Source organism: Methylobacterium sp. 190mf (genome assembly GCF_900107945.1).
Lineage (GTDB): Bacteria > Pseudomonadota > Alphaproteobacteria > Rhizobiales > Beijerinckiaceae > Methylobacterium.
On sequence record NZ_FNVI01000004.1, the window covers coordinates 1 to 25583 of the forward strand.

The window sequence follows — 25583 nt, forward strand, 5'->3', positions numbered from 1 at the left end:
CGCCTTCCTGAGGATCTCGTTGGCCTGCCGGAGCTCGCGGTTCTCCCGCTCCAGCGCCTTGATCCGCTCGCGCTCATCCGTCGTCGGTCCGGCCCGCACGCCCCGGTCGCGCTCGGCCTGACGGACCCACTTGCGCAGCGTTTCGCCAGAGCAACCGATTTTGGCCGCGATCGACTGGATCGCGGCCCATTGCGAACCGTGCTCGCTCTCATGCTCCCGGGCCAGCCGGACTGCCCGCTCGCGAACCTCAGGGGAAAAGGGTGGGGTATGCTTCGTCATGGCTCCAGTCTCTCAAGAGTTGGAGCCTCCGAAAATCCCGGGGCGATTCAGACCCTCGCACACGGAAGCTTTGAGGGCTCCTACGACCACGGTCCCGAGTTGAACGACCGCGAGCGGCGCGAGGCTCGCCGAGAGGACGAGCGTCCAGCCGATCCAATCCAGTGGAACGAGACCGAGCACGGTGCCGACGGAAGGAAGGCAGGCCGGACCGACGAGCAGCGCCGTGCACAGGAGCAGGGCGGCCCAGACCCAGGGATTGCGCGTGACCTCGTTGCGGAGGGGCCGCGAGCCCGCGGCCCGCATGTTGAACATCTGCCAGAGCTGCGCGAAGGCGAGCGTCAGGAACGTGACGGTCACGACGGTTGCCCGGTCGCGCGCGAGCCAGAACTCGGCGACGGCCAGTGCCCCGAAGGTAGCGGCCGTCATGACGGCCGCGTGCAATGCGATCCGGACCCACTGCGGGCGCGCGAGGATCGGCTCCTTCGGATCGCGCGGCGGTCGTTCGAGGATGTCGTCCCGACCTTCCCCCATCGCCAGCGCGAAGGCCGGGAACACGTCGGTGACGACGTTCAGGTAGAGGATCTGCAACGGCAGGATCGGAAGCGGCAGCGCCGACAGGACCGCGAGCCCGACGACCATGACCTCGCTGAGGTTGCAGGCCAGGAGGTAGGCGACGAACCGTCGGATGTTGTCGAAGATGACGCGTCCCTCGCGGATCGCGCCGACAATGGTCGGGAAGGCGTCGTCGAGAAGGATCATGGCGGCGGCCTCCCGCGCCACGTCCGTCCCCCGCTTGCCCATCGCGACACCGATGTCCGCCTGCTTCAGGGCCGGCGCGTCGTTGACGCCATCGCCCGTCATGGCGACGACCGCGCCTCGCTGCTGGTACGCCCGGACCAGCGATAGCTTTTCGGCCGGACTCACCCGCGCGAACACGGCGACGTCCTCCAGCCCGTCCAGCGGGCCAGCGCCGGGAACGCCCTCGACGACGCGGTCGCCCGGACCGGCGAGCCCGACGGCGCGGGCGATGCTGCGGGCCGTGACGGCATGGTCGCCGGTGACCATGACCACGCGGATACCGGCCTGGCGACAGGCCGCCATCGCTTGCGGCACGTCCTCCCGGGCCGGGTCCTCCAGCCCGACCAGACCGAGGAACGTGAGTTCCTCAAAGGGAGGGGCGTCCGCCTCGTCCACCGTCCCCTCGGCGCAGGCGATGACCCGCAAGCCGCTGGCGCCCAGATCCTCGACGCGGCGTCGCCACAGGTCTCGGGTGACATCGTCGAGCGGCTGGTCGCGCTCGCCGCCGACAGTGCGCCGCGAAGCCGCGAGCACCGCCTCCGGGGCGCCCTTCACCGCGACCACGAAGCGCCCTCCGGAGGCGTGAAACGTGGCCATCATGCGGGTGGATGCATCGAAGGCGTGCTTGCGCACGGGCGGCAGGTCGCGCACGAGCGCCTCGCGGTCCAGCCCGGCGGACCGGCCCGCCTGCAGCAGCGCCCGTTCCATCGGGTCGCCGCTGCCCTCGCCACGCCCTTGCCCGAGCGAGGCGTCGTTGCAGAGCACTGCGACGCGAAGCAGCCGTTCGGCTTCCGGGGAACCGCCGCAGCCTTGCTCGATCAGTTCCAGTTCGCCCGCGGGCAAGGCCAGTCGCCGCACCGTCATCCGGTTCTCGGTGAGCGTGCCGGTCTTGTCGGTCAGGATGACGGTCGTGGCACCCAGGGTTTCGACGGCCGACAGGCGCTCGATCAGCGCGTTACTCCGCGCCATCCGCCACATCCCGCGCGCGAGCGTCAGCGTCGCGACGACCGGCAGGCCTTCCGGGATAGCCGCGACGGCCAGCGCGATGCTAGCCTCGGTCATCAAGCGGAGTTCCTTCCCGGTCGCCACGCCAAGGGCCGCGAGAAGCACCGCCAGGGTGAGGACCCCCCAAACCATCTGGCCGGATAGGCGTTCCAGGCTGCGTTCCAAAGGCGAAGCGTCGGGCTCGGCCTGCTCCACGAGCCGCGACACCCCGCCGAGCTCGGTTGCCGCGCCGGTCGCGACGACGACGCCGGCGGCGCTCCCGCGCGTGACCAGCGTGCCCCGGAACAGCATCGACGAGCGCTCCGCGAGGCCTGCGTCGGCGGCGGCCGCGTCCGCCGACTTGTCGACCGGCACGGACTCGCCCGTGAGGGTCGACTCGTCCGCCCCCAGGCTGGACGCCTCGACCAGACGGATGTCGGCAGGGACGGCATCGCCGCCCTCGACCAGCACGATGTCGCCCGGAACAAGATCCTCGGCGGCGAGAACCTGCCTGTGGCCGCCACGCCGAACGCGGGCCGAGCGCGTCCCGAGCGCGCGCAAGCCCTCTACGGATCGCGCCGCCCTCAACTCGGTGACGAAGCCGAGGCCGGTGTTGACGGCCAGGACGACGATGACGGCGGCCGCCTCTCGCCAATCGCCGAAGTAGAGCGAGAGCCCACCGGCCGCCGCGAGCAGGTAGACGACAGGGCTTGCAAGCTGGTGCAGGAGCAGGGTGAACGCGCCGGCACGCTCCTTCGCGGGGATCATGTTCGGCCCGAACCGCGCGCGCCGCCGCTGGGCCTCCGCATTGGTCAGACCCTCGTGCAGCGACGTCCCGAAACGCGTCAGGACTTCCGCGGCCGGCAGTGCGTGGGCAGGCTTCGTTCCTGTCGCTTGGCACTCGGCCATGGCCCGCGGTTCGGCCAACTCAGGATCCTTGGCGAGATCCGGCTCAAGCACGGCGCAAGCCGTCGATGCGGTCGGCGTTCGGGCAGAATTCCGGGTAGGCGTCGGCAGCCGTCCCGGCCCACAGCTCGCGCGTGCATCGGCTTCGCTCCGCGCAGCTCAGGCAGGCCGCCTCAATCGCCCGCATGGCCTCGGGCTCACGCCGCCGGATGTCCTCGGGGTCGAGGTCCAGGCTCCGCATCATCCTCGCCACGCTGCGGACCTTCGTGACGGCCTCCGGGGACAGGGTGGCGTGGGCCGAGACGTCGGCCTCCATCATCGTCCCCATCATCTCCGCGTCGATGTCCCTGAGTTCCCGGGCCGCCCGCAGCAGGCAGCACCACTCGTCCATCGAGGCGGAGAGGCCGAACGGGTCGAACGGATCGGGTTTGTCGGCTGGTGCAGACATTGCGGCCTCCTCAAAGACCCTGCGTGCCCCACCCCGTCCGCGACACCCTTGATCCAGCTCAAAGCCCGTAACGCGGCCACGGCGCACGTATCGGTCGGCGGCTCCGGTCTCCGGGCCTGGGCGGCACGCCGGCCGCCGTTGAGGTCCGAGCGCCCAGCCATGCCGATTTCGGCCTGTGCCGCTTCCAAGGTCGAGCCGCCCGAGGATCAACCTACATGCCGCCCCACGACCAGGATGGTGTCGTCGAGTTACTGACGCGCTCCTTGTCGTGCGCGGGTAAGGTGGACACCGCGACCACGCACATCTCCAGGCTCTTCCTGGCAGGGGACCGCGTGTTCAAGCTCAAGCGCGCGGTCCGCTTCCCCTATCTCGACTTCTCGACGCCCGGACAGCGCCTCGCCGCCTGCGAGGCCGAGCTGGCACTCAACCGGCGCACGGCGCCCACCCTCTATCTCGGCGCCCGGCGGATCACGCGCGAACCGGGCGGGACACTGGCCTTCGACGGGGCCGGAGATCTCGTCGACGCCGTCGTGGAGATGCGTCGCTTCCCGGAGGCGGACCTGTTCGACGCCATGGCGCGCGACGGCCGCCTCGGGCCCAGCCACGTCGCGGAGCTCGCGCAGGTCATCGCGACCTTCCATGCCGCCGCAGAGATCCACCGCGATGAAGGCGGGGCCGCCGCCATCGGGGCGATCGTCGAAATGAACGGGGCCGCGCTCCAAGCGACGGGGCTCGTTCCCGCCGAGGCGGCTGAGGCTGTCACGGAGCGGTTCCGCGCGGCACTGGCGCGGCATGCCCCACTGCTCGACGCCCGCCGCGCCGCAGGAAAGGTCCGCCGCTGTCACGGCGACCTAACCTTGCGCAATATCTGCCTGTTCGAGGGAAGACCGACGCCGTTCGACTGCATCGAGTTCAGCGACACCATTGCGACGACCGACGTCCTGTACGACCTCGCATTCATCCTCATGGATCTCTGGCATCGCGAGCGCTTCGACCTCGCCAACCTCCTCCTCAACCGCTACCTCGACGTGGCGGACGAGACCGACGGTATCGGCATGTTGCCGTTCCTGATGGCACTGCGCGCGGTGATCCGCGCCCACGTCACGGCGGCGCAGGCGGCGGACGAGACCGGTGATGTCGCCGCCGCGAAGACCGTCGAGGCGCGAGCCTATCTGGCGCTCGGCGAAAGCCTGCTGACCGGGAAGCCCGTCCTCCTCCTGGCGGTCGGCGGCTTCAGCGGTTCCGGCAAGTCGAGCGTCGCGGCCGCAGTTGCCCCTTGGATCGGGGCGGCCCCGGGTGCTCGCATCCTGTCGAGCGACCGCATCCGCAAGCGCATGCACGGGGTCGACGCCCTCAAGCGGCTGCCGGTGTCGGCCTACGCTCCCACCGTGTCGCATCGCGTCTACGCAGCCCTAAGGATTGAAGCCGCTCGGGTCCTGGCCGCAGGCCACTGCGCCATCGCCGATGCGGCCTTCGACCGACCTTCGGAACGGAAGGAGATCGAGGCGGTCGCCCGGGACGAGGGCGCCGATTTCCGCGGCGTATGGCTGGCGGCACCGGCAGCGATGCTCGCGAGACGCATCGAGGCGCGCGTCGATGACCCATCGGACGCGACGCCCGCCGTCCTGGCCGCTCAGGTCGCGCGAGGTTGCGGCGCGATCTCGTGGCATCGTCTCCCGGCCGACCGGTCCCTGGACGTCCTGCGCGCGAACGTCCTGTCCCTCACCGGGCAAGCCTCTGGGCCCTCCGACCACGAAGGTTTGGAAGGGCCGTGCACCGCGATGGCTTGATCCACCTCAACGCCCCTGCCTTCGACCGGTGATGTCGTGCATCGATACGCTGGCGAACGACGGGCCTGACCCATGGAGATGACGGCGGTTCCGACGCTCGCCTACGACACCGCCCCGCCGCCGGACGTGCCGGCGTCCGGGCCGACCGGGGCATTCTGGACGCGCGGACTTGAGACCCTTTGCGCGGAACTCGAATGCGGGCTCGACGGGCTCGGCTCGGTCGACGCCGCGCGACGGCTCGAACGCTACGGGTCGAACAGCGATGCCGGGGTGCGGGCCGGTGGGGCCCTGCGGGCAGTGCTACGCCGCCTGCTCGAACCGCTCGCCCTGATCCTGCTCGCGGCCGGGCTCGTCTCGGTCGCGACCGGAGAGGTGGTCGGCGGCGCCATCATCGTCGCCATCCTCGGCCTGTCCGTCGGTCTCGACACCGTACAGGAGGGCCACGCCACGCGGGCGGCCGAGGCCTTGCGCCACGCGGTCGCGCTGAAGGCGGAGGTCCGGCGCGACGGCCGCTTCGTCACCGTCCCGGTGGAGCAGGTCGTTCCGGGCGACATCCTGCGGGTGCGCGCCGGCGACATCGTCCCGGCCGACGCCCTCGTCATTGAGAGTGTCGCCTTTACCGCCGCCGAGGCCGCACTCACCGGCGAACCCTATCCGGTCGAGAAGCGAGCGGGTCCGGTGACCTCCGCCGAGCCGGCCGGGGCCTCGAACACCCTGTTCCGCGGCGCCGTCGCGCGGACGGGAGAGGCGACCGCCCTGGTCGTCGCGACAGGTCCCGCCACGATGTTCGGCGCGGCGGCCTCGGCGCTCGCCGAGGCTCAGGCCCCCTCGCCGTTCCAGCGCGACCTGCATGCGTTCGGCCTGGTCGTCGCGCGGCTCACCCTCGGCTTGGTGGTCGCCGTCCTAGCGGTCCGCGTGGTCCTCGGCCGGCCGGTGCTCGACTCGCTCCTGTTCGCCGTCGCGCTCGCGGTCGGGCTGACGCCGGAGCTGCTGCCGATGGTCACGACGGTGACGCTCTCGCGCGGCGCGATGCGGATGGCGGCGCGCAAGGTCATCGTGAAGCGGCTCGCCGCCATCCACGACCTCGGCGCGATGACCGTGCTGTGCACCGACAAGACCGGTACGCTGACCTCGGCCGAGATCGCGCTGGCACGCAGCCTCGACCCGACAGGTTGCGAGGATGCGCGGCCGGCGAACCTCGCGGCGGTCGCGGCGGACCTCGGCGGGGACCGCAGCTCGCTCGACGCCGCGCTGTCCCACGCCAATCCGGACGCCGGGCGGGACTGGGAGCTTGCCGGCCAGCGGGCGTTCGACTACGGCCGCCGCACCGGTTCGGTCCTCGCGCGGGGACCGGAGGGAACGCTGCTGATCCTGAAGGGCGCGCCCGAGGCAGTCCTGGCCCTCTGCACCGCGCGACGCGTCGGAGGGCGGATCGAACCGATGGGCCCGGAGGGGCGCGACAAGGCCCTCGGGCAGGTCCGGACTTTTGCCGAGGAGGGCCTACGCAGCATCGCGGTGGCCTCTTGCCCATGGGCCGGTCCCCCGCGCATGCCCGGGGAAGCGGACGAGGCCGACCTCGACTTCGAGGGCTTCTGCGCCTTCGAAGACCCGCCCAAGACCACGGCCGCCTCCGCCATCGCCCGGCTCGCCCGGGCCGGCGTGCGCCTTAAGATCCTCTCCGGCGACGACCCGGTGGTGGTACGTCGGCTCGCGGGCCTCGTCGGGCTGCGCGCCAGCACGGTCCTGTCCGGTCCCGAAGTCGCGGCTTTGGGCGACGCGGCCCTCGCTGTCCGTGTCAGGAAGGTCGACGCGTTCGGACGGCTGACGCCCGACCAGAAGGCGCGCGTCGTCCGGGCGCTGCAGGCCAGGGGCGCGGTCGTGGGCTTCCTCGGGGACGGCATCAACGACGCGCCCGGCCTCGCCCAGGCCGACGTCGGCCTCTCGGTCGAGGGAGCGACCGGGGTGGCTCAGGCGGCCGCCGACATGATCCTGCTCGCATCGGACCTAGAAGTCGTCGCCGACGGCGTCGACGAAGGGCGGCGGACGTTCGCAAACATCCTGAAGTACGTCCGCATGGGCGCGAGCTCGAACTTCGGCAACATGCTCTCCATGGCTGTCGCCTCGGTGGCGCTGCCTTTCCTGCCGATGCTGCCGACGCAGATCCTGCTCAATAACCTGCTGTACGACCTGTCGGAGGTCGGCATCCCCTTCGACCGGGTCGCCCCGTCCGCGACCGCCCAGCCACAGGTCTGGAACATGACGGCGGTCCTTCGGTTCGCGGGCGTGATGGGCCCGCTCTCCTCACTGTTCGACCTCCTCACCTTCGGCGCGCTGCTCCTCGTCTTCGGCGCCTCGGCCGAGGAGTTCCGCACGGCTTGGTTCCTCGAATCCATGGCGACGCAGATCCTGGTGATCTTCGTCATCCGGACGAGCGGGCGCTCGTGGCAGGACCACCCGAGCGCGGCACTGACCGGCTCCTCGCTCGTCGCACTCGCGGTCGCGCTGGCCCTTCCTTTCTCGCCGGCGGGAGCTTGGTTCGGCTTCAAGGCGCCTTCGCCGTCAGCCCTGCTCGGCATCGGGCTGATCACCGTAGCCTACCTTGCGGCGGTCGAGACCGTGAAGTCTTGGGTCATGCGCCCGCGGCATCAATCCCCACGACGTCCGAGAGCTTGATCTGCCTCAAGGACGGCAGCCGCGGTCGGTCGAAGGTTGGCCGGATCCGCGGACGGCAGGGTCCGGTGCCGCACCAAGACGGAGGCTTCCATGACCACGACGTTCGACGAGCGCGAGCGGGCCGCAGAGCGCCGCTTCGTCCAGGAGGAGGAGGCGCGCTTCCACAGCCGCAATCGGCGAAACCGCCTCCTGGCCACCTGGGCCTGCGAGCGGATGAGGCTGACCGGACTGGCGGCGGAGGGCTACGTCACCTCCTTCACCGAGTGCGCCGTCGTGACCGACGACGAGACGCTGATTGCGAGGCTTCATTCGGACCTGAAGACGGCCGGCGTCGAGGCGACGGTCGCTCGCCTGCGCACGGAGATGAGCCGGTGCGCCGCGCGGGAACACGCAGAGCGGCGCGTCGGCGTTGCGCTGGATCAAGGCTCCTCCGTCTAGGCCGCGCAAGATCATCCAGCCAGTCACTCCAGCCGGGACGGGGGGATGAGCCATGAGGAGGAACGCCATGACCGACAAGGACCTGCGCCGCGACGTGCTCGACGAGCTCGACTTCGACCCCAGCCTCGACGCGGGCGACATCGGCGTCGCCGTCTCGGAAGGCGTGGTGACCCTCACCGGCCACGTCGGCAGCTACGCCGAGAAGGTCGAGGCCGAACGCGCGGTGCGCCGCGTCCGGGGCGTGCACGCCATCGCGCAGGAGATCGAGGTCCGCTACGCTGACGAGAAGAAGATCGCCGACGACCAGATCGCCGCGCGGGCGCTCGCGATCATCGACTGGTCCGTGCACCTCCCGAAGCAGGCCATCCAGGTCAAGGTCGCCGGTGGCTGGGTCACGCTGACCGGCACCGTGGACTGGCAGTACCAGATGGCTGGCGCCGAGGCGGCGGTGCGTAAGCTGTCCGGCGTGCATGGGGTGACCAATCTCGTCGAGGTCAAGCCGCGGGTGCCGCCGACGGCGGTCAAGGACAAGATCCTGGAGGCGTTCAGGCGCAGCGTCATGTTCGAGGCGGACGGGATCAAGGTCACCGTCTCAGGCGACAAGGTCACGCTGGAGGGTGCCGTATCGGCGTGGGCGGAGCGCGACGCCGCCGAGCGCGCGGCCTGGTCGGTGCCGGGCGTCCGCGCCGTCGAGGATCGCATCGTCGCCCTGAGCTGAGGAGAGCCGCCATGCCCGTCGAGACGCACACGACCGACGCCGTCTCCCCGTCGCTTGCGCCGCGCCCGGAGGCGCCGGGCGCGCAGGCCGGGATGTTCCGCGTGACCCTGACGCTGGCGCGCTGCCCGGAGCATCCGGACGGCAGCGGTGGGCGCGGATACGAGATCGTGGCGCCGCTTGGGCCGGACGGCCGCCTCGACGCGGCGCTTTGGCGCGAAACCCGGGACCATTGCCGCGTGCGACGCTTCTGGATCGGCGAGCTCGACCGCCATGGCCGTCTCGTGCACCGCGCCGGCGGCGAGGGCGGGGCGACCTGGCTGATCGACTATGCGGACTGGACGAACGAGGACGACGAGCCCGGCTATCACCTCGGCACGCATGCCTTCGTCGAGGGCGAGTACATCTCGATCCGCGATGCCGGCGACAAGACCTACCGCACCTTCCGGGTCGCTCACGTCTGCGGGGCGAGCGTGGAAGATCATGCATGACCTCGACGTCTTTCGCATAAGCGGTCCGAGCGAGGAGCGAATGGCTCAGGACCGAGAACGCTTCACGGCTGCGAAGCGATTGGCACACGCCGGCGAGATCTCGGCCGTGGATCGTCCAACACGCTGCCTTCGGATGACGACCTCGAAGACCTGACGGCCATGATCCGAACAACGTTCCCGATACTCGCCGCGGTGATCGGCCTGTCCACGGCTCACGCGCAGGGGCCGGCACGTTCGCCGGACGCTGCCCCGACCTTCGTCGAGCCCACGAACGCCGCTCATCGGCACTGTTCGGGTTCATGCCTGAAGAACGGCGCGCTGCAGTGGTTCTGCCGACCCGACCAGACCTGCTCGCTCGAATGCGGGACCGCACCGCCGAAGAGGCGCTGCCACGACCCGCAGCGGTAGTCAGACGGCCTTGCCGACGAGGCTTCCGATTCCGGCCGTGACGGCCATGGCCAGCACACCCCAGAAGGTCACGCGCGCCGTGGCGCGGGCAATCGGTGCGCCGCCGGCCGAGGCGCCGAGTGCCCCGAGCATCGCCAGGAACACCAGCGACGCACCCGACACGGTGTAGACCGCGAGGTTGCCGGGCGAGAGCGCCGCCGTCACCAGTGGCAACGCCGCACCGGCCGAGAAGGTCGCCGCCGAGGTCAGTGCCGCCTGCACCGGGCGGGCCGTCGTGACTTCCGAGATGCCGAGCTCGTCCCGGGCGTGGGCGCCCAGCGCATCCTTGGCCATCAGTTGCTCGGCGACCTGCAGGGCGAGCGCATGGTCGAGGCCTCGGCCGACATAGATACGCGCCAGTTCCTCCCGCTCGGCGGTCGGGTCGTCGGCGAGCTCGCGCCGCTCGCGGGCGAGGTCGGCCTGCTCGGTGTCGCCCTGGGAGCTCACCGAGACGTACTCGCCGGCCGCCATCGACATCGCGCCCGCGACAAGGCCCGCGCTGCCGGCAACCAGGATCTCGCCGGTATTGGCTGCGGACGCAGCCACGCCCACGATCAGGCTGGCGGTGGAGACGAGGCCGTCGTTTGCGCCGAGAACGGCGGCGCGCAGCCAGCCGATGCGGTCGATCAGGTGCCGTTCCTGGTGGACGGGTCGCATGGTCGTCAGGATCTCCGGGGTAGCATGCGCAACAGGACCGCGTCGTGCCAGAGGTAGTGGTGCACGAGCGCGGCAACCGCGTGGAACAGCGCGACGGCCATCAGCATGTTGGCGGCGAGACCATGCCAGTGCGTCAGCGACCGCCGCCATTCCGGGTCGCCGACCTGCGGCAGACTGATCGGGCCGAGCGAGACGCCGCGCACGAAGGCGTTGGCGACGCCAAGGCCGACGATGACCAGCAGCAGGACGTACAGCGCGGCGTGGGTGGCTTTCGCCAGGCGGTGGAGCGGACCCGGGTCTTCCACCGGCAGGTTGCGGCCTCCGGCTCGCCGCCAGATGAGGAAGGCGACGACGAGGCCGGTGAGGACGAAGCCCAGGTCGAAATGGGCCGACCAGATGCCGGAGCGCAGCGTGCCCTTGGGGACGAGATCTTCGAGGAAGGTCCCGACCAGCCACAAGCCGAGGGCGAGCGTCGCGTTCAGCCAATGGAGTGAGATGGTACCGCCATCGTACCTAACGGCCTGGCGCATCGTGTCGTCAGGTCCCGACATGTCTGAACTCCCACCTATGGCGGCGATGCAGCCGGAGGATGCCGGGCATCGGCGGCGTGACCCGCCTGGGCGAGTGCTCGCCTGCCCTTGGCGCTGATGAACCAGAGCCCTTCGGGGTCCCGGCTCGACACCCTCGGGCGGATCAGCCCGCGCTCCCGCAGCGAACGGACCGTGCGCATTTCCCAAGGCTTGGGGCAGAGAAGCGGCCCCCGCGCGGTCGAGCCGGACCAGCATGGCCCGCTGTCCAGGCGTGAGGGGAGGCGCAGCGGTCGTCCGGTCTCGCGTGTGCATCGCCTGTTTGGAACTAATATAAACTAGCGGGAGGTCAAGGGAGGCGTCCTGTTGGAAGGTGCGGGGGCGGATCCCGTCCGGCCGGGCGGGATGCAGGCTGGGGGACTACCGGCCTTGCAGGGCGACCGGCCTATCGCCGTCTAGGTCCCACCCTGGCCGAAACGGCCGCCTGAAGACCCGTCGTGCAACGCGCTCATCGCCGGCTCTAGAAGGGCTCAAGAAGTTCGGTCGTCGACGACGCGATCTCACGCTCCTCATCCGCGGGGACGATGCGAACCATAACCGACGCACCGGCGGCTTCGATGCTCGATGCGCCGCAAGCGTTGGCGGTGGCATCGATGGCAACGCCGGCGAAGGCCAAGCCTCGACAAACCGCGGCCCGCACCTGCGCGGCGTGCTCCCCGATGCCGCCCGTGAAGACGAGGGTGTCGAGGCCTCCGAGCGCCGCGATGAGCGAGCCCGCTTCGCGCATGATGCGGTAAGTGAAAAGATCGATAGCCTCGCGCGCCTCCCATTCCCCGCTGGCTTCCAGGGTCCTAAGGTCGTCGCTGATGCCGGAGACGCCGAGAAGGCCTGACCGCTCGTTCAGGAGATCGGCTACCGCGTCGGGCGACAGGCCACGTTCCCGGATCAGGTACAGCACGAGGCCTGGGTCGACGGCGCCGCTGCGGGTGCCCATCATCAGCCCGTCGAGTGTCGTGAAGCCCATCGTCGTGGCGACACTGCGCCCGTCCTGGATCGAGCACAGGCTCGAACCGTGCCCGAGATGAGCGGCCAGGATCCGCCCTTTCGGGTAAGCCCGGGCGAGATGCGCGTAGGACAGCCCGTGGAAGCCGAAGCGTACGAGGCCCTCGTCAATGAGGGCGCGCGGCAGCGGGTAGAGTTGGGCCAGCCGATCCTGCGTCCTGTGGAAGGCCGTGTCGAAGCAGGCGACCTGCGGCAGGTCCGGCCAGGTCTCTCCGACCGCCCTGATGCAGGCGAGCGCCTGCGGCTGGTGCGCCGGTGCCAGCGGCACGAGACCCTCCAGCGCCAGCATGACGTCCGCATCGAGGCGGACCGGCGTCGCGTGGCGCGTGCCGCCATGGACAACGCGGTGCCCGGCCGCGGTCGGCGCCGCGGGAAGTCGCGCGAACAGCCAGCGGGCGACGGTCGCGTGGTCGCCCGCCGGCGGTCGTCCGCCGGCTGACGGCTTGCCATCGACCGATAGCTTCGGGTCCGTCCCAATCTCGGCGACGTGGGCACGCCAGACCGGTTCGCTCGTACCCGGCCGGAACAGGGCGCAGCGCAGGCTGGACGAGCCGGCATTGAGGACGAGGATCATCGCCCCGCCTCAGGTGACGACCGTCGAACCGTCCACGGTCCCGGCCCGACGGGGCTCGTCCGCCTCGGTCGGGCCGCACTGCATGATGTCGCCCTCGATCCGGCGGTCGTGGTCCTCGGTGGCGAACCGTTCCGGCCAAGTCCAATCCCGCACCTCCGGCAGGTCGTCGCCGGTCCGGCGGACGTGCTCGCGATGGGCGGCGAGCGCGTCCCGGAGCGCCTCCTCGGCGTGCCCGGCCCGGGAGCCCAGTCGCGGGACAGCCCGGATCGCGGCCTGGGCGAGATGATAGCGGTCAAGGCGGTTCAACACGCACATGTCGAAGGGCGTCGTCGTCGTGCCCTCCTCGATGAAGCCGTGGACGTGGAAGTTGACGTGGTTCGTCCGCTTGTAGGTCAGGCGGTGGATGAGCCACGGATAGCCGTGGTAGGCGAACACCACCGGTCGGTCGCGCGTGAACAGGCTGTCGAAGGTCGGGTCGTCGAGCCCGTGCGGGTGGGTTTCAGGCGCCGGCAGCGTCATCAGGTCGACCACGTTCACGACCCGGATCTTGAGTTCCGGGACGTTCCGGCGCAGCCAGTCCACCGCGGCGAGCGTTTCCATCGTCGGCACGTCGCCAGCGCAGGCCATCACCACGTCGGGTTCGGCCTCGCCCTCGTTCGAGGCCCAGTCCCAGATGTCGATGCCGGCCGTGCAGTGGCGCACAGCCGCGTCCAGACCGAGCCACTGCAGGGCCGGCTGCTTGCCGGCCACGACGACGTTGATGCGGTCATAGGTTCGGAGGCAGTGATCCACGACACACAGAAGGGTGTTGGCGTCCGGCGGTAGGTAGATTCGCGCCGTGTCGCCGCGCTTGTTCGCCACGAAGTCGATGAAGCCGGGGTCCTGGTGGCTGAAGCCGTTATGGTCCTGCCGCCAGACGTGGGACGACAGCAGAATATTGAGCGAGGGCACCGGGCGTCGCCAGGGCAGGTCGCGCGAGGACTTCAGCCACTTGGCGTGCTGGTTCACCATGGAATCGACGACGTGGGCGAAGGCCTCGTAGGTCGCGAACAGTCCGTGGCGTCCGGTGAGCACGTACCCTTCGAGCCAGCCCTCGCAGAGGTGTTCGCTCAGCACCTCCATGACCCGCCCATCTCGGGCGAGGTGGTCGTCGCCCGGCAGGGTCTCCTCCTGCCAGGCCCGGCCGGTCACCTCGAAGACCGCGTCGAGGCGGTTCGAGGCAGTCTCGTCCGGCCCCATGATGCGGAAGTTTCGCGCCTCCGCGTTCAGGGTCAGCACCTCCCGGAGGCACCTCCCGAGCGCGCGGGTGGCTTCCGCCGTCGTGCGGCCGGGCTCAGGCACCGGGACGGCGAAGTCCCGTAGGTCCGGCAGCCGCAAGGGCGCGCTCTTGTGCGCGTTGGCGTGCGGGTTGGCCGAGAGGCGCCGCGGTCCCTTGGGAGCCAGCGCGGCGAGCTCGGGGACGAGCGAGCCGCCCTCCGCGAACAGCTCCTCCGGTCGGTAGGAGCGCATCCAGGCTTCCAGGATCCCGCGGTGCTCCGAGTTTTCCCGCGTGGCCGCGACAGGAACCTGATGCGAGCGCCAGGTTCCCTCGACCGGCTTGCCGTCAACGGCCTTCGGTCCCGTCCAGCCCTTGGGGCTGCGCAGCACGATCATGGGCCAGCGCCGTCGGCGGACCTCGCCGCAGCTCGCGGAGTGCCGGATGGCTGCGATCTCGTCGAGGACCGCGTCAAGGGCCGTCGCCATGGCCTGATGCATGGCGGCCGGTTCGTCGCCCTCGACAAAGGTCGGCTCGTAGCCGCACCCGACGAGGAGGCTGCGAAGCTCGTCGGCGGGCAACCGGGCGAGGAGCGTCGGGTTGGCGATCTTATAGCCGTTGAGGTGCAGGATCGGCAGGACTGCGCCGTCGGTCGTCGGGTTCAGGAATTTGTTGGAGTGCCACGAGGCGGCGAGTGGCCCTGTCTCCGCCTCGCCGTCCCCGACCACGCAGGCGACGATCAGGCCGGGGTTGTCCAGGGCCGCGCCGAAAGCGTGCGCCAGGGAATAGCCGAGCTCGCCGCCCTCGTGGATGGAGCCGGGCAGCTCCGGCGAGGCGTGGCTCGGGATGCCCCCGGGAAACGAGAACTGCCTGAACAGGCGCTCCATCCCCTCCGCGTCTCGCGCAACGTCGGGGTAGACCTCGCTGTAGGTGCCCTCCAGGTAGGCGTTGGCGACGAGCCCGGGCGCGCCGTGACCTGGCCCCCAGACCGCGATCATGTCGAGTTTGCGCTGGCGGATGGCCCGGTTCAGGTGCGCGTAGATGAAGTTCAACCCTGGTGTGGTGCCCCAGTGGCCGAGGAGTCGCGGCTTGACGTGCTCCGGCCTGAGAGGCTCGCGCAGGAGCGGGTTGGCCATGAGGTAGATCTGGCCCACCGACAGATAATTGGCCGCTCGCCAGTAGGCATCGATCTGCCGAAGGTTCTCGGGCCCGAGCGGCCCGGGCACGAATGCCAGGTCGTGAGCCTCGTCCGCACGGCCGCCGTCGCGGCGTTCCTCGTGGGTCTTCGTCGGCTCGCGCCTCGCGTCCATGTCGGCCTCCCGGTTGCGGATCCCGGGCGACCGTGCAGGCAGCCGAGGCCGGCGGCGTTGAGGTGGATCAAGGCGGCTCCCCGGCAGGTCGGCAGGATGCCTTCCGTTAGCAGGACGGGAGCGAACGATGGCCCTGGTGCTTCGAACCACCTTCATCACGACGGTACGCCGCGCGCGGGTGCCGGTCATGCTGGCACCGACGAACGACGCCGAACCCCGGGTCGTCACGGACGCGGCGCGCTACCGGTCCATCGGCAGCCTGCAGGCGCTGGCGCTCGCCGTCGCGGCCTCGGTGGCGACGCCGGCGCTACTTTGGCTGGCTCTCTGACAAGCCACGGCGAAACGAGGAGACCCGCGATGAACGACATCACCGTGCGTCGGCACGTGCTCGACGAGCTGGAATACGCCCCCATGGTCGACGCGGCGCAGATCGGCGTCGCAGTCGACGACGGCGTCGTGACGCTTACCGGCCACGTTCGGAACTACGCCGAGAAGGGCATCGCCGAGCGCGTCACGCTCCGGGTCCGCGGCGTGCGCGGCGTGGTGGAGCGGATCGAGATCCGCTATCCGGAGACCCCGCTCATCGGCGACGAGGCCCTGGCCGAACGCTGCGCCCGGGTTCTGGAATGGGACGTACAGATCCCGGAGCGGTCGGTCTCGCTAAAGGTCGAGAAGGGCTGCGTCACGCTCGAAGGATGCGTGCCGCACTACCACCAGAAGGCGGCGGTAGATAAGGCGCTGCGGCGGCTCGCCGGGGTCACCGACATCGTCAACCTCATCGCGGTGAAGCCTCCGGTCCAACCCACCGAGGTCAAGGACAGGATCCTCGCCGCGCTGAGGCGCAACGCCCGGGACCCTGACACTATCCGCGTCCACGTGGACGGGGACAAGGTGATCCTGGACGGATGCGTCGACGTCTGGAGCGAGCGCAAGCTCGCCGAGCGGGCCGCATGGTCGGCGCCTGGCGTTCGCGCCGTCGAGGACCGCCTGACGCTCGCATAAGGGGAGTGGCCGATGCTGGCGATGGTCCTGCAGGAGATCGGCGGTCCCCTCGTGCCGGAGGAGAGGCCGGACCCGATCCCCGGCCCCGGCGAGGTCCGCATCCGGGTCGAGGCCTGCGCCGTCTGCCGGACCGACCTCCACGTCATTGACGGTGAGCTTCCGCAAGCCGTCTACCCAATCGTGCCCGGCCACGAGGTCGTCGGCGTCGTCGAGGCTGTTGGCGAAGGCGTGACCGATCCGGCGCCCGGCACGCGGGTCGGCGTGCCCTGGCTCGGGTACGCCTGCGGCCACTGCCGCTACTGTAAGACCGACCGGGAGAATTTGTGCGATGCACCCGGCTTCACCGGCTGCACCCGCGACGGCGGGTTCGCGACCCATCTCTCGGCCGAGGCCGCCTTCACCATCCCGCTCGAAACAAGCCTGGACCCGGTCGCGACAGCGCCGCTCCTCTGCGCCGGGCTGATCGGCTGGCGCACGCTGCGGATGGCGGGAGACGCCGACACCGTGGGCCTGTATGGCTTCGGGGCGGCCGCGCACATCATCGCCCAGGTCTGCCGATGGCAGGGCCGCCGCGTGTTCGCGTTCACCCGGCCCGGCGACCGGAGAGCACAGGACTTCGCCCGCTCCCTTGGAGCGGAATGGGCCGGCGGGTCGGACGAAGCGCCGCCCGAGCCGCTGGACGCAGCCTTGATCTTCGCACCCGACGGCCGGCTGGTGCCGACCGCGCTCGCTGAGTTGCGCAAAGGCGGATGCGTGGTCTGTGGCGGCATCCACATGAGCGACATTCCGCGCTTCCCCTACGAGTTGCTGTGGGAGGAGCGGTCGGTGCTCTCGGTGGCGAACCTCACCCGCGCGGATGCGCGCGGCTTCTTCGAGATCGTGCCTCGCGCCGGCATCGTCACGCGCACGCGCCCATACCCACTGGCTCAAGCCAACAAGGCGGTCGCGGCGCATCGGTCCGGCACCTTGCAGGGTGCGGCCATTCTCGTGCCCTGAACCCGGTCGTCCGTTGCATTTGGACTGCCCATCGAGTGCCCTTGCGATGGATCAAGGTCGTCCCCGCGAACCGGGGCCAGGGTACCTCCAGCCCGCCGGCAGCCCGGCCACGGGAGGTGAACATGAAGATCTCCAACATCATGGTCTCGGTCGACCTCGGGGCCGCGGCGGCGGACCGGATCCAACTGGCGGCCGGCCTCGCGGAGCGGTTCGGGTCCAAGCTGACCGGCGTCGCCGCACGCCCGGTCCTCGGACCCATGCCGGTCGGCGACATGCTGGAGGTCGAGCGTGTCTGGGCCCTTGAGGAACGCCTGACCGACGAGCAGCTCGCGGAGGCCAAAGCCCTTTTCGAGCGCGAGGCTTGGCAGGCACGCAAGACGGGCTGGCACTCGGCACCCACCGATCCGTTGGCTTACCTTGGTGCGCATGCGCGCACCGCCGACCTCGTGGTCGTCGGCCGGCGCGGGCCTGCGGACGGTGACCCTGGTCCGATGGCGGTGCCTACCGGAGGCCTGCTGATGGAGGTGGGACGTCCCGTGCTGGTCGTCCCGCCGAGCATCGAGCACCTCGCGATCAAGCGGGTCGTGGTGGCTTGGAAGGATACGCCCGAGGCCCGTCGGGCCCTTCATGACGCTTTACCGTTCTTGAAACAGCCCGAGCAGGTTTGCGTGGTGGCGGTGGGACCGGACGCGCAGCACGTGGGCGCCGAGGGCGCGGCCGAGTACCTGTCCGGGCACGGGATCAAAGCCACGACCCACCTGCTGCGCAAGCCGGAGATCGGCCCCGCGGACGAGATCCTTCGGTTCGCCCGACAGGAGGACGCGGACCTGATCGTGATGGGCGCCTACGGGCATAGCCGGCTGCGCGAGTGGGTCTTCGGCGGCGCCACCCGAGAGATCCTGCAGACGACCCCCGTCTGCTGCCTGATGAGCCACTGATGCGCGCGGCAACCACCGTTCACGCGGGCGCTCTGGCGCTGCTGTCCATCCTTATCGGCACCGGTTCCGCTCAGGCCTGGGACCGACAAGTCAAGCAGGGCGAGACCCTCGCCAGGACCAATTGTGCCCGCTGCCATGCCGTCGGGCGTGTCGGGACGAGCCCGCTTCGTGAGGCACCCCCCTTCCGCGAGTTGCACACACGCTACCCGGTCGAGGACCTCGGCGAAGCCCTGGCCGAGGGCATCCGCACGGGACATCCGAGCATGCCGGAGTTCCGTTTCGATCCTGACCAAGCCGAAGCCCTTATTGCCTACCTGAAATCGCTGGAACGCTGAGGGAGAGCCCCAATGTACCTCCGTTGCCTCCTCGTCCCCACCGCCCCCGGCATCGATGCCACCCGACAGCTGGACGCGGCCCTGCGCCTCGGGCGGCGCCTGCACGCGCACATCGGCGTCGCCTTCATGGCGCCGGACCCGGAGTATGTCATGGTCTCCATGGCCGGCATGGCCAGTCTGGCCAGCGTCATGCCGATGGACTGCGCGACCATCGAGGCCATCGAGCGGGGCGTGCGCGAGGCCGCGACCGAGGGCAAGGCGGCCCTGGAAGCCTGGTGCGGACGCGAGGGCGTGCCGCTGGTCGACAAGGCCGAGCGCCTGGACGCCACCTTCGCGACCTGGACGGAGCTGTCGGGCGAGGTCGAGCCGCTCCTGACGCTGGCCGGGCGAGTGAACGACCTGGTCATCGTCGACCGACCCGATCCGGCGCGGTCCTTCACCGGGCGGGCGCTCGACACGGCCCTGTTCTCGGTCGGACGACCGACGCTGATGGTTGGCGAGGTGGTCCCGTACGACCTTCTCGACCACGTCGTGATCGCCTGGAACGGCAGTCTCGAAGCGGCACGCCTGATCGGGCAATCCATCACGCTGCTGCACGAGGCCGCCCGCGTCACGATCGTGCATGCGAGGACGGAACGCTTCGAGGAGACGCGGGCCGCGGACCTGTGCGCCTACCTGCGCTGGCACGGCATCGTGGCCGAGGCCGTCACCCTGCCGGTCGGGGACGGGACCTCGGTCGGCGCGGCCATCCTGGACGAGGCCGGGCGCCGGAACGCCTCCATGCTGGCGATGGGTGCCTACACCCACAGCCGCGTGCGCGAGTTCCTGCTCGGTGGCGTCACCCGGCATGTGGTCGAGAACACGCGCATCCCGGTACTCATGGCCCACTGACGTATCGCGATTGCAGGACGGCCTTGCCGGGGTTGTCCCGTCCCGAGACCTTGGCGGCCCCGCTCTCAACGCCTCGGGTCGTGGCAGTGCATGCGAGGAGGCGCCATGCCGCAATCCAGGCTGCAAGTCTGGTGGGGCTTGCAGAACCACTGCAGGGCCCCGCTTCTCAGGCAGGACCCCGCGCAATGCCGATGGGGCGCGTTTGCAGGCTCGACGAACGTCCCTTTCGCATCAGGCGAGCCGGCCGTCGGTCGCGCCTGAGTTGGCAACGCGCTTACCACGACCGCGGCGAGAACCAGGAGGGCTGCGCATGCCGTGGTGCTCCGCATGATGCCGGGCATCAATGGCTCATCAGGCAGCAGAGAGGGGCATAGGACAGCAACTCCCGAGTGACGCCGCCGAACGCCCACTCGCGGAGGCGCCCGTGCCCGTAGGCGCCCGCGACGATCAGGTCGGCCCCGTGCTCGGCGGCCGCTTCAACGAGTGCCTGGGAGGCCGAGGCACCCAGGGCATCGTGTCTGACGCGGATGGCTGAGACGCCGTGCGCCTGGAGGAGACGAAGGGTGTCTTGACCCTCGGAGCCGGCGCCATCATCGACGGAGACGACGAGCACTTCGGACGCCCGCTTCAGGAACGGCAGCGCGTCCAGCACCGCGCGGCGCGCCTCGCGGGTGTTCTTCCAGCCGACCACGACGCGCTTTGCGTCGAGATGGTCGATGCCCGGCGGCACCACCAGCACCGGGCGCCCGAGATGCATGACCGCGTCGGCCGGATCGACCGCTAACAGCGCGGGCCCGGGGTCCGTCCCTCGGCCGACCACCACGAGGTCGGCGGCCGCCGCCTGGGCGACCAGGAACGCCAGCGGGAAGTCGAGGTTGGAGCGCCACTCGACGCGGCTGCGTCCGCCGGCGGCTTCCTCGAAGGCCTCGTGGGCCACCCGGAGGTCGTTCAGGACCACCCCCTGAATCGAGGGGATGCCGAACGATCCTCCCGGCGTCGGGCCGGCCGGAGCCCAGCTATAATCCGGCATCTCCGCCGCGACGCCGGTCAGGCGGGCGTGGAAGTCGTCGGCGAGGTGCGCGGCCAGGCGCACGCGGCTTCGTGCCCCGTCCGTCAGGTCCACGGCGACCATGATGCTCGCGTAGGTCATGGAACGTCTCCGGGTCGGCAGGCGATGGACTGGCTTCGGGCGGGCCTTGCGGCCTCGCCCACTCCGATGGTCTCAGCCAAGCGTGAGGTGGTCCTCGACGGCGCGCACGCCCGGGACCGACCACGCGGCGGTCTCGGCGAGGCGTCGCTCGTGCCAGGCGTTGACCGTGCCCTCCAGGACGACCCTGGCATCCTTGACTGTCACCTTGATCGCGTCGGCCTCAAGTTCGGCGTTGCGTTTGAGTGCCGCCAGGATCTTCGCGCGAACGTCAGGCGCGCTCGCCTTCGGCGCCACCTCGATGGTGTTGATGATGCCGGTCACGCCGGCGAGCCGCTTGATCGACCGGTAGGCCTCTTCCTTCTGGTACTGCTAGTCGACCTTGCCGGAGAGCGTCACCCAGCCGGTCTGGACCTTCACCTGCACGGCATCCTTGGGCACCGTCGCGGACCAATCGAGCATCTGCACCGCGCGTTGCGCCAGGTCCTCGTCGCGCGGCGGGGTCTCGCCGGCGAAGCGCACCGTGATCTCCTCGACGACGCCGCGGACGCCGCGCACCTTCTGCGCGGCCTTCTCTGCGGCCACACGTTCCGCATAGTTGGCGACGTGACCGGTGAGGGTGACGATGCCCTTCTCCACGGCGACGCCGATGTGGGCGGCGTCGATGCTCGGGTCGAAGTCGAGCTCGTCGATGACGTTCTGGCGGATCAGCTTGTCGCCCATCTCGGTCTCCATGGTTATGCCCAGGCCATGCCTGGCCGATGCCGACGCTAGGCCCGGCAGGCGGTCGGGCATTGATCCAGCGCAAGGGGCTCGCCCGCCGCGATCCGGCCGAACATCGGACAGGCCCGGGGGCAGTTCGGGACCGCGCAGGAGGAAGCCACGGCGGAGACCATGTCCCGGGCATCGAACAGCCGGTCGAACAGGGGTACGTCGGCGAAGGCCTTCGGAACCTCGGCGTTCCCCGCGATGAGGGCGAAGGGGATGCCCCGGCGGCGCAGCGTGCAAGCCAGCGGGAAGCACGGACCCTCATTCAGGTCGACGCTGACCACGGCGAAGTCCGGCGGCGACCCGTCGAGGCTTGCGGTGGCGTCGCCGCTGGTGCCGAAGGGGCCGCTGACGGCGCACCCAGCGCCCGCCAGGACGTCCTCCAGCCACATGCCCGGCAGCGCCTGAGGCTCGGCGATGAGCACGACGGGGTGCCCCTCCCTTTCACTCGCCTGCATCGCTGGATCCCTATTTCCGGTTGCGATTTGAGCAGGATGGGCAGGTGAGGCCGGCTGGCGTTGCGCTAGATCAAGGGAAGCGCGGCCGTCGCCAGCATGGCGAGGACCGCGAGCAGCATGCAAACCGTGGCGGTCCAGCCGAGCAGCCTGAGCGGCCCGCGCACCGCGAACGCGCTCATGATGTCGTGGCGTGCCGCCGCCAGCATCATCACGGCCATCACGGGCGCCGCGATGACCCCGTTGACGACCGCGCTCCAATAGAGCGCCCGGATCGGGTCGACCGCGCCCAGGCTGATGGCCATGCCGACCAGCGTGGCAATCGCCACCGTCCCGTAGAAGGCGCGCGCCTCCAGGATGCGCCGGCCGAAGCCCACCGGCCAGCGTCGGGCCTCCCCGACCGCGTAGGCCGCGGAGCCCGCGAGAACCGGTACCGCCAGCAGCCCAGTGCCGATGATGCCGAGTGCGAACACCGTCGCGGAGAATGGGCCGGCCAGCGGCCGCAAAGCCTCCGCAGCCTGGGCGGAAGTCTGGATGTCGGTGATGCCGTTCGGGTGCAGCACCGCGGCGGTGGTGACCATGATGGCGAGCGCCGCGAGGTTGGAGAAGGTCATGCCCACGAGCGTGTCGACCTCGATCCTGTGCAGGGCGCTCCGGCCCTGCTCCGGTGCGTGCAGGAGGTCGCGACGCTGGGGGAAGGCGTGCAGGTCCTCGGCCTCCTCGGCCGCCTGCCAGAAGAATAGGTACGGGCTGATCGTAGTCCCGAACAGCGCTACCAGCGTGGTCAGGCCGCCGCCGCTGAGGTCGATGCGCGGCACGGCGAGCGCCACGCCGAGGTCCCACCAGGAGACCCGGGCGAAGATCACCACCCCGAGATAGGCGAACAGGCTAAGCGTCAGCCACTTCAGCACCGCGAAATAGCGGGCGTATTGCAGCACGAGCTGCATGTAGACGCAGATGCCGGAGAACAGCGCGACGTAGAGCCAGCGCGGGCTCGGCAGCAGCAGGGCGAGGGCGTCCGCCATGGCGCCGAGATCGGCCCCGAGGTTCAGGACGTTGGTGGCCAAGAGGAGGAGGACGACGGCCTGGAGCAGGCCATTCGGATAGTGCTCGCGCAGCACGCCGGCGATGCCGTGGCCGGTGGTGCGCCCGATCCGGGCTGAGACCATCTGCACCGCCGCCATGAGCGGCAAGGTGTAGAGCATGGTCCAGCACAGGCCGTAGCCAAGCTGGGCCCCCGCCTGACTGTAGGTGGCGATGCCGCTGGGGTCGTTGTCGGAGGCGCCGGTGATCAAACCGGGCCCGAGCACCCCTAGTAGACGCGGCTTTGCCGGGCCTACTATGGGGCTCTGCACCTCCGGGTCGTCGACCTCTTCGGGCGTGGCGACGGACGGCGTGCTCATGCCGCCGACTTCGTTGGTCCGTTCGCCGTCTCTGCCTGGATCGAGCGCGCCACCTTCAGGGCTGCGGCCAAGTCATCCCGGTCCGTGCCGTAGCGCCGCCATAGGCCGTCCAGCCATTCCGGACGTCCGCCATTGACGTCCGGGATGTCCGCGTACGGAACGTGATACATGCCGTCGAGTGCCTCGATGCCGTAGCCGGTGACGGCCCATTGCCGGCCCTGCCAATGCACGGGTTCGGTGAGTTCGTGGTTCATCCCTTCCTCCTCAGGCGACCTAACCGTCGAGCTCGGCGACCTCGCAGGTGTCGGCCCGCATGCGCCAGTCGACGATCCCGGCCGCTTGACAGAACAGCGCCTGGGCCGCGCAGGCGGCGGCGCCCTCCGTGCGAGCGGAGACGACGGTCTGCCGCTGCAGGGCGCGGTGGTCGTGGCCGCTGTCGTCGGGCACGACCTTGTGGAAGGTGACGAGGTACTGGCGCATGGAGCGCCTCCGATAGGGATGTTGCCGATTGCGACCTTGCGTTGACCGTGGACGCCTCCGAGGCCGGCGGCCTTGATCCAGCGCAAGGATGTCGGCGCGATCAGCCGCCCGGTGCCGGCGGGAACAGGTGTTCGCGGCTCGGTCCCGAGACCAAGGCCGGCCTGGGCGGCCCGATGGGCATGCGCCTTCCCGTGCAGCGGCCAGTAGCGCTCCATGGCAAGGTAGGTGAACGAGGCCGACCAGCCGATCAGGAGCAGCCCGTTGAGAGCCTCGACCCCGGCGAGCAGCCGGGTGTGGGAGGTCGGGAAGTGGTCGCCGAAGCCGAGGGAAGTGTAGGCCACCACTGAGAAGTACAGGCAGTCCTCGAAGGACGTCACCGGCGCGCCCGCGAAGGCGCCGATGCCGAGCCGGAGCACGAGCAACCAGTAGGCGCCGGCGTAGATCCAGACCGCAACGGTGTGCCCGACGAAGGTCATCAGGACCACGGCCAGGATGCGCACGCGCGGCGGCACCGGCAGCTCGGCGAGGTGCTCGGAGGTCAGCCGCAGCGTCTCGTAGAGTACCAGGATCGTGGTCGTGACGAGGACGACGCTGGCCGTCATGGCGAGGAGCATGGCGCTTGCCCCGGGTGAGCGTGGCGGCCCGAGCCTGCCCGGCGGGGCGAGCGCGTCCTTGGCGTAGCGCTAGTCGGCAGGCGTCGGGGCGCCTTTGACCGAGATCAACGCGGTCCTCCACGGAACGGCATCTCCTCTCCGAAGCGCCACGAACCGGGCGCCGGGATGCGGGAGGTCACCATGGCCGACGTGCACGTTGCCGAGGAGCTTTGGTCCACGGGCATGCTGCCCGAGGGCATCCTGGAGCGGTGGTTCGTGGCGGACGGAGCGCGTGTGCGGGCCGGCGAGGCCGTGGCCGCCGTGCGCATCGGCGAGGCCCTGCACGACATCGCCTCGCCCGCCGAGGGCCTACTGATGGTTCTCGCACCCGTCAACGAGGTCGTCGACCCCGGCTGCATCATCGCCGAGGTCCACGCCTGACATCCCGGAGGCAGATCATGGCCCGCGACATCACGGCCAACCGCTCGCAGACGACTTGGCGAACGGACGAAATCCTGCTCGGCGGCCTGCAATACGCGGCAGGAGTTGCGCTGGTCATGATGGCGTGGGTGATGGTCTTCACCGATCATGCCCGCGCGGCCGGGTCCGCGCTCCTGCCGGGCTTGCTCATCGTCACGCTCTACGGCGCCAACCAGATCCGCTTCCGGGCGGTGCTCGAAAGGGCGGTGCTGATCGTCGGGGCCTGGACGCTCGTCGCGCCCTGGGCGCTCGGGTTCGCCGCGAACGACGGCGCGACCTGGGCACACGTCGCGCTCGGTGGCGTGGCCATCGCGACCGCGGTGGCATTGCTGCGGATCGCGAGGCGGCCATGACGTTCCCGCCGCCCGTCGTCCGCGCCGCCGTTCTAGCCGTCGTTCTGGCGACTTGCACAGGAGTTTCGGCCGCCGGTGCCGAGGAGGACCACCGTGTCCGGGGCTGGACCATCGCCGCGCAGCTCTGCAGCGAGTGCCACGTCATCGGCCGCGCCTCGCAGCCGGGCGTGTTCGCCGGCCCGGCCTTCCTCCGGGTCGCCCACATGCCTTCGACGACCGGACCGGCGCTCTCGGTCTTCCTTCAGAGCCACCACCGGAGGATGCCGAGCCTGCGGCTGGACCGGGACGAGATGGATGCGGTCATCGACTACATCCTCAGCCTCAGGGCCCAAAAGGCGGCGACGCCTCCGGGCATCACCTCGGAGGATTGAGTGTGACGCTGCCGCAT

At 70.2% G+C, this 25583-nt stretch carries 27 protein-coding genes and 2 pseudogenes; 15 read left to right on the top strand and 14 right to left on the bottom strand.

Annotated elements, in window-relative coordinates; translation table 11 throughout:
* The 3 genes from C4T42_RS05655 to C4T42_RS05665 all read right to left on the bottom strand — a co-directional run.
* Positions 1–279, bottom strand: a 279-nt coding sequence (locus tag C4T42_RS05655) for a transposase (protein WP_043713773.1), incomplete at its 3' end; no start/stop codon positions are given.
* Between the two features lie 12 nt (positions 280–291).
* Entirely contained in the window at positions 292–2970 is a 2679-nt protein-coding gene (locus tag C4T42_RS05660; RefSeq protein ID WP_103984837.1) for an HAD-IC family P-type ATPase, read from the bottom strand.
* 43 nt (positions 2971–3013) lie between these two features.
* Positions 3014–3415 carry a DUF6455 family protein gene (locus C4T42_RS05665; RefSeq protein ID WP_103984838.1) on the bottom strand — a complete coding sequence of 134 codons (402 nt, stop codon included), beginning with the start codon at positions 3413–3415 and terminating at the stop codon, positions 3014–3016.
* A gap of 215 nt (positions 3416–3630) precedes the next feature.
* Here C4T42_RS05665 and C4T42_RS05670 point away from each other — a divergent pair, with 215 nt between their 5' ends.
* The 6 genes from C4T42_RS05670 to C4T42_RS32325 all read left to right on the top strand — a co-directional run bounded on the left by C4T42_RS05670 (position 3631) and on the right by C4T42_RS32325 (position 9930).
* Positions 3631–5205, top strand: a complete 1575-nt coding sequence (locus C4T42_RS05670; RefSeq protein WP_103984839.1) for an AAA family ATPase — start codon at positions 3631–3633, stop codon at positions 5203–5205.
* Between the two features lie 72 nt (positions 5206–5277).
* Positions 5278–7878: a magnesium-translocating P-type ATPase gene (gene mgtA, locus C4T42_RS05675; RefSeq protein WP_103984840.1), complete on the top strand. Its 2601-nt coding sequence runs from the start codon at positions 5278–5280 to the stop codon at positions 7876–7878.
* A gap of 90 nt (positions 7879–7968) precedes the next feature.
* Positions 7969–8316 (top strand): DUF1476 domain-containing protein, encoded by a 348-nt coding sequence (locus C4T42_RS05680; protein ID WP_103984841.1) that lies wholly within the window; start codon positions 7969–7971, stop codon positions 8314–8316.
* A 67-nt stretch (positions 8317–8383) separates the two neighbouring features.
* Complete coding sequence (locus tag C4T42_RS05685) at positions 8384–9034, top strand: BON domain-containing protein (RefSeq protein ID WP_103984842.1); 651 nt, start codon at positions 8384–8386, stop codon at positions 9032–9034.
* An 11-nt stretch (positions 9035–9045) separates the two neighbouring features.
* Positions 9046–9522: a hypothetical protein gene (locus C4T42_RS05690; RefSeq protein ID WP_103984843.1), complete on the top strand. Its 477-nt coding sequence runs from the start codon at positions 9046–9048 to the stop codon at positions 9520–9522.
* Between the two features lie 159 nt (positions 9523–9681).
* Positions 9682–9930 (top strand): hypothetical protein, encoded by a 249-nt coding sequence (locus tag C4T42_RS32325; protein ID WP_081636543.1) that lies wholly within the window; start codon positions 9682–9684, stop codon positions 9928–9930.
* On the opposite strand, the gene C4T42_RS05700 is transcribed toward C4T42_RS32325, so the two are convergent.
* The 4 genes from C4T42_RS05700 to C4T42_RS05720 all read right to left on the bottom strand — a co-directional run bounded on the left by C4T42_RS05700 (position 9931) and on the right by C4T42_RS05720 (position 15354).
* Complete coding sequence (locus C4T42_RS05700; RefSeq protein WP_020095466.1) at positions 9931–10626, bottom strand: VIT family protein; 696 nt, start codon at positions 10624–10626, stop codon at positions 9931–9933.
* Between the two features lie 5 nt (positions 10627–10631).
* The gene (locus C4T42_RS05705; RefSeq protein ID WP_103984844.1) at positions 10632–11177 is read right to left on the bottom strand and encodes a cytochrome b/b6 domain-containing protein; all 546 of its coding nucleotides are present in this window, start codon (positions 11175–11177) and stop codon (positions 10632–10634) included.
* A gap of 496 nt (positions 11178–11673) precedes the next feature.
* Complete coding sequence (locus tag C4T42_RS05715) at positions 11674–12789, bottom strand: acetate/propionate family kinase (RefSeq protein ID WP_103984845.1); 1116 nt, start codon at positions 12787–12789, stop codon at positions 11674–11676.
* Between the two features lie 9 nt (positions 12790–12798).
* Positions 12799–15354 (bottom strand): phosphoketolase family protein, encoded by a 2556-nt coding sequence (locus tag C4T42_RS05720; protein ID WP_103984846.1) that lies wholly within the window; start codon positions 15352–15354, stop codon positions 12799–12801.
* Between the two features lie 127 nt (positions 15355–15481).
* On the opposite strand from C4T42_RS05720, the gene C4T42_RS05725 reads away from it, so the two are divergent.
* The 6 genes from C4T42_RS05725 to C4T42_RS05750 all read left to right on the top strand — a co-directional run bounded on the left by C4T42_RS05725 (position 15482) and on the right by C4T42_RS05750 (position 19516).
* The gene (locus C4T42_RS05725; RefSeq protein ID WP_020095462.1) at positions 15482–15682 is read left to right on the top strand and encodes a hypothetical protein; all 201 of its coding nucleotides are present in this window, start codon (positions 15482–15484) and stop codon (positions 15680–15682) included.
* 29 nt (positions 15683–15711) lie between these two features.
* Positions 15712–16356: a BON domain-containing protein gene (locus C4T42_RS05730; RefSeq protein WP_103984847.1), complete on the top strand. Its 645-nt coding sequence runs from the start codon at positions 15712–15714 to the stop codon at positions 16354–16356.
* Positions 16357–16368: 12 nt separating this feature from the next.
* Positions 16369–17352 (top strand): zinc-dependent alcohol dehydrogenase family protein, encoded by a 984-nt coding sequence (locus C4T42_RS05735; protein ID WP_103984848.1) that lies wholly within the window; start codon positions 16369–16371, stop codon positions 17350–17352.
* A 122-nt stretch (positions 17353–17474) separates the two neighbouring features.
* A complete protein-coding gene (locus C4T42_RS05740) occupies positions 17475–18290 on the top strand; it encodes a universal stress protein (RefSeq protein WP_103984849.1) in 816 nt (271 codons plus the stop codon).
* Positions 18290–18625 (top strand): cytochrome c, encoded by a 336-nt coding sequence (locus tag C4T42_RS05745; RefSeq protein WP_103984850.1) that lies wholly within the window; start codon positions 18290–18292, stop codon positions 18623–18625. The genes C4T42_RS05740 and C4T42_RS05745 overlap by 1 nt, the downstream gene beginning before the upstream one ends.
* Positions 18626–18637: 12 nt before the next feature.
* Complete coding sequence (locus C4T42_RS05750; protein ID WP_103984851.1) at positions 18638–19516, top strand: universal stress protein; 879 nt, start codon at positions 18638–18640, stop codon at positions 19514–19516.
* Positions 19517–19856: 340 nt separating this feature from the next.
* Here the strand turns inward: C4T42_RS05750 and C4T42_RS05760 are convergent, their stop codons facing one another.
* The 7 genes and pseudogenes from C4T42_RS05760 to C4T42_RS32850 all read right to left on the bottom strand — a co-directional run.
* Positions 19857–20666 (bottom strand): universal stress protein, encoded by an 810-nt coding sequence (locus C4T42_RS05760; protein WP_020095456.1) that lies wholly within the window; start codon positions 20664–20666, stop codon positions 19857–19859.
* Between the two features lie 72 nt (positions 20667–20738).
* Positions 20739–21386: pseudogene (locus tag C4T42_RS05765) on the bottom strand (BON domain-containing protein).
* 47 nt (positions 21387–21433) lie between these two features.
* Complete coding sequence (locus C4T42_RS05770) at positions 21434–21889, bottom strand: histidine kinase (RefSeq protein WP_103984852.1); 456 nt, start codon at positions 21887–21889, stop codon at positions 21434–21436.
* Between the two features lie 65 nt (positions 21890–21954).
* Positions 21955–23289 carry a divalent metal cation transporter gene (locus C4T42_RS05775; RefSeq protein WP_103984853.1) on the bottom strand — a complete coding sequence of 445 codons (1335 nt, stop codon included), beginning with the start codon at positions 23287–23289 and terminating at the stop codon, positions 21955–21957.
* Positions 23286–23543: a hypothetical protein gene (locus C4T42_RS32330; RefSeq protein ID WP_244603183.1), complete on the bottom strand. Its 258-nt coding sequence runs from the start codon at positions 23541–23543 to the stop codon at positions 23286–23288. The genes C4T42_RS05775 and C4T42_RS32330 overlap by 4 nt, the downstream gene beginning before the upstream one ends.
* A gap of 19 nt (positions 23544–23562) precedes the next feature.
* Positions 23563–23769: a hypothetical protein gene (locus tag C4T42_RS32335; RefSeq protein WP_244603184.1), complete on the bottom strand. Its 207-nt coding sequence runs from the start codon at positions 23767–23769 to the stop codon at positions 23563–23565.
* 290 nt (positions 23770–24059) lie between these two features.
* Positions 24060–24383, bottom strand: a pseudogene (locus C4T42_RS32850) (ion channel); the annotation flags it as partial.
* Between the two features lie 180 nt (positions 24384–24563).
* Here C4T42_RS32850 and C4T42_RS05785 point away from each other — a divergent pair.
* Genes C4T42_RS05785 through C4T42_RS05795 form a run of 3 tightly spaced genes read left to right on the top strand, consistent with a single transcriptional unit; the run spans position 24564 to position 25566 of the window.
* Positions 24564–24803, top strand: coding sequence for a biotin/lipoyl-containing protein (locus C4T42_RS05785; protein ID WP_026605295.1), 240 nt, complete (start codon positions 24564–24566; stop codon positions 24801–24803).
* A 17-nt stretch (positions 24804–24820) separates the two neighbouring features.
* A complete protein-coding gene (locus C4T42_RS05790; protein WP_020095450.1) occupies positions 24821–25195 on the top strand; it encodes an SPW repeat protein in 375 nt (124 codons plus the stop codon).
* Positions 25192–25566, top strand: coding sequence for a cytochrome C552 (locus C4T42_RS05795; protein WP_103984855.1), 375 nt, complete (start codon positions 25192–25194; stop codon positions 25564–25566). The genes C4T42_RS05790 and C4T42_RS05795 overlap by 4 nt, the downstream gene beginning before the upstream one ends.
* Positions 25567–25583 lie beyond the last annotated feature (17 nt).